Below are 3,220 nucleotides of genomic sequence, written 5' to 3' on the forward strand. Positions count from 1 at the left end.
CCCCTTGTGGCATGCGGCGCGGTGTCGTAACCTACTCCTAAGTAGACTATAAGTTGTGCTGTAGCTAACAATATAAGGCGAGACAACGAGGTCTTCAGGGAGCAAACAGCAACGGGGGAAGCATGAAACTTCAAAGAATGACGTTGGTTTCGGCACTACTGGTCTTGGGGTTGTTATCCACTTCCGGAACAGCAATGGCCAGTGACAATTCGCCATCAGGACCGGCCGAATCTCCATCAATGGCCACCGACGCCACCATCAAATCAGTTCCCGAGAGTCAGCTTGATCCTAACCAGCCTGCCTATGTCGTCGGGTCAGAAGGTGAAGTTCTGAGCACTATCGAGGGGAAGAAACAGGTTGAAGCAGCCGTCACCAACCGGAAATCAACCCAAGGCCCCGCGACGAAACTTGTATCCGGCGCAGAAGTGGAGTCACTCGCAGCCGGTTGTGCCTACAGGAATGGAGTAGCCCTTCCTGATGGACAGTGGCACGTATCTGTGGATGGTTGCGGAATTATCGGGTTCAATACCTCAGCCACTTGGCTCTATTCCTGGATAGTAGACATCACCCCGTATAGATCAAGTAATGCTTGCACAGTAGCTCGGGGTTACATCCGCGTGGGGACGTATTACAAAGCCAACTGGTGGGACACAGGGTGCGGTAGAGGGCACACTGCGTCAGTGCCCATCGGCAACGTAGCCACCGTGGCGAAGATGCAGTTCAAGGCCTACGGTGGCGTCATGCCGGCCTACCTTCGATGGAAATAGCAGGGTGGAATAACGGAGTCCGAGGATGGTTCAGATTCTGAGGAATTTTAGGCTAATCGCATTGATAGTTGCTCTGGGGCTCACCGGATGTACTACGTCGGTGGAGGACGCGAATCCAACTCGAGGAGCCGCTTCAAAGGCTCCGACACTCGATGTGGTTACAAAAGCCATGGAGAAAATGAATTGTGAGTATATCGACATCTTAGAAAATGACATCCAATCTTTCGATGATATGTCTGGGGCTGAATGTGTTGTCCCGGACATATCATCATTAATAGTTCGTATCTATGCAACGCCAGGAACTCCTTACAAGATATTGGACGAATGGGGACCAGGTCTTTCAGCGGAGAACCAACTCATGTATTCGGACACGTGGATTGCTATTGGTAAACCGGACGAGCTAACAAGAATCTTTGATTCATATAGTCATATAGGACCAACGACAGAAATTCCGACTCCCGTAGCTCAAACACCGCCTGAAATTGCTGTCTCGGAATGTACAATCTATGCATCGACCAGCATAGTAAGTGCTGCCACGACCCCTGACACATACGCCGTCTCGATCAACCATATTGATGAAATCTATCCTGGAATGAAAAGTCTCATCGAGACCAACATCACGGAAAAAGACCTTGTCAAAATACGTGACCTGAATACCAATGCTCCAGCAAGACTGGAGGCTTTCCTTTCAACTTTTGGAGCTTCAATCAAATCATTTTGTCGTTCAATGCCCACTTCCTAACACTGATCCAATCTGTTTTGGAGGTCTTGTCAAATATGCTTTTCCTACTACTTATTCCGGCGTGTTTGTCAGCTATCGTCTTATTTGGCATCTACCCCAACATGTTTACATTCCTACTGCTGTTGCTAGTCTTGGCCGTTGTTGCAACCAAGTCTTACAAGCCCTTTGTCAGATTTAGATGGAATCAAAAGAACAGGCGATTCGTTGACCCAATAATAGACGCTGTGAATACGGACCCGATTTTCTTGTTTGGTCGAGATTACGTCGAACCCCACTTGAAGCCCGAATCGTCCGGTCGTGATGATGCCGCACAGGATACCAGTGAGCCATTCCCGAATGGAACTGGGAGAAGCAGCCACAAGGGATAATACGATGCCGCCTCTTCTTCATTCCCGGCAGATGCTAGTAGTAGGAATAGTCTGCACCTTAACGGGCATTATTAGCATGATTTTCCTAGATTACTTACTTGTCTGGATCGGACCGTACCAAAACATGGACGCCTCCATCTTGATTGCCGTGGGATCGTTCATTAAGATGATCCTCTTCATTGGCGGTCTTGTTTTCATAGCAATGTCAGTACTTGTTCGAAATTTCGAATACCATTCTCAGTTCATCATTACCCAACTTGACAAACGAGTCATTGACACATGGGATATGAGGAACTTTGAACGTATCGCTGCCGACAAGGACCAGGTATCTCCCGAAGAGGATCTAGGCTGAGCCTGAGCGTTGAGGATATGAACGTAGTTATAATAAATGCGGCTCTTTAGAATTGAGAGTGTAGTTTCGGTCTGAAGCCGCCGGAGTCAAGCAGGTGATCTGGCTACGTCGTTGACGAGGTTAAGGAAGCCGAGGGCAGATCCGCGGAGGTTATCCAATCTTCCATTAAGCGCGTCAGTGGGGATGTTGGATTTTCTTGGTCTTTCGAAGTAAAGCCGGCGCTCCCGAATGTGTCCTGAGCCGTCTGGTTGGGGTACACCCCAACCAAGCGTAAACCCACAGTAACACGATCCCAATGAACACGTGTCAACTTGAGGTCCGAAATATCCTATCTTGACACTTATGCATCAGGCTCTTAGAGTTGCCTTGACGCTATTTCGAGGGGAACAATGACTGGTCAATCATTCGGTTACATCCGGGTCAGCACCCTAGATCAAAATACGATCCGACAACTAGACGGCGAACCTCTCGACCGGGTATTCACTGACCATGCGTCCGGGAAAGACCAGAACCGTCCCCAACTGGAGGCGTTGATTGATTTTGCCCGTGATGGCGACACTGTTCTGGTGCATTCGATGGATCGTCTGGCCCGGAACCTCGATGACCTCCGTGCGATCGTCCGCCGGCTAACCGAGAAGAAGGTTCAGGTTCGGTTCGTGAAGGAAAATCTGGCCTTCACCGGAGACGACACCGCGATGTCTACTTTCCTGCTCTCCGTGATGGGGGCGTTCGCCGAGTTCGAACGAGCACTCATCCGAGAACGACAACGCGAGGGCATCACCTTGGCCAAAAAGGCTGGCGTCTACAAAGGCAGAGGAAAAATGCTCAATGCCGAGCAGGCGGCCGCACTCATTCGGCGCGCTGCTGCTGGCGAAGCGAAGGCCGACCTTGCCCGAGAATTCGGAGTCAGTCGCCAAACCATCTACCAATACATACGCCCTAACCCTTAGATTGCCCCTGACGACACCTTTAGGAGTACCGGGCCAGAAGG

4 protein-coding genes and 1 pseudogene are annotated in these 3,220 nt (G+C 50.2%); 4 read left to right on the forward strand and 1 reads right to left on the reverse strand.

The features are described from left to right. Positions 1–239: 239 nt before the first annotated feature. The 3 genes from RY113_RS18265 to RY113_RS18275 all read left to right on the forward strand — a co-directional run bounded on the left by RY113_RS18265 (position 240) and on the right by RY113_RS18275 (position 2,229). The gene (locus tag RY113_RS18265; RefSeq protein ID WP_315915807.1) at positions 240–767 is read left to right on the forward strand and encodes a hypothetical protein; all 528 of its coding nucleotides are present in this window, start codon (positions 240–242) and stop codon (positions 765–767) included. Between the two features lie 25 nt (positions 768–792). Then, positions 793–1,509 (forward strand): hypothetical protein, encoded by a 717-nt coding sequence (locus RY113_RS18270; RefSeq protein WP_315915808.1) that lies wholly within the window; start codon positions 793–795, stop codon positions 1,507–1,509. Positions 1,510–1,806: 297 nt separating this feature from the next. Further along, complete coding sequence (locus RY113_RS18275; protein WP_315915809.1) at positions 1,807–2,229, forward strand: hypothetical protein; 423 nt, start codon at positions 1,807–1,809, stop codon at positions 2,227–2,229. 46 nt (positions 2,230–2,275) lie between these two features. Here the strand turns inward: RY113_RS18275 and RY113_RS18280 are convergent. Then, positions 2,276–2,441, reverse strand: a pseudogene (locus RY113_RS18280) (ISL3 family transposase); the annotation flags it as partial. Positions 2,442–2,618: 177 nt separating this feature from the next. On the opposite strand from RY113_RS18280, the gene RY113_RS18285 reads away from it, so the two are divergent. Continuing rightward, complete coding sequence (locus RY113_RS18285; protein ID WP_104111854.1) at positions 2,619–3,179, forward strand: recombinase family protein; 561 nt, start codon at positions 2,619–2,621, stop codon at positions 3,177–3,179. Positions 3,180–3,220 lie beyond the last annotated feature (41 nt).

Source organism: Arthrobacter sp. lap29, from assembly GCF_032458965.1.
GTDB lineage: Bacteria > Actinomycetota > Actinomycetes > Actinomycetales > Micrococcaceae > Specibacter > Specibacter psychrochitiniphilus.

Bases quoted from the DNA above. Each gene is read 5' to 3' on its own strand.
- RY113_RS18265 (WP_315915807.1), top strand. From the start codon at position 240: ATGGCCACCGACGCCACCATCAAATCAGTTCCCGAGAGTCAGCTTGAT.
- RY113_RS18270 (WP_315915808.1), top strand. From the start codon at position 793: ATGGTTCAGATTCTGAGGAATTTTAGGCTAATCGCATTGATAGTTGCT.
- RY113_RS18285 (WP_104111854.1), top strand. From the start codon at position 2,619: ATGACTGGTCAATCATTCGGTTACATCCGGGTCAGCACCCTAGATCAA.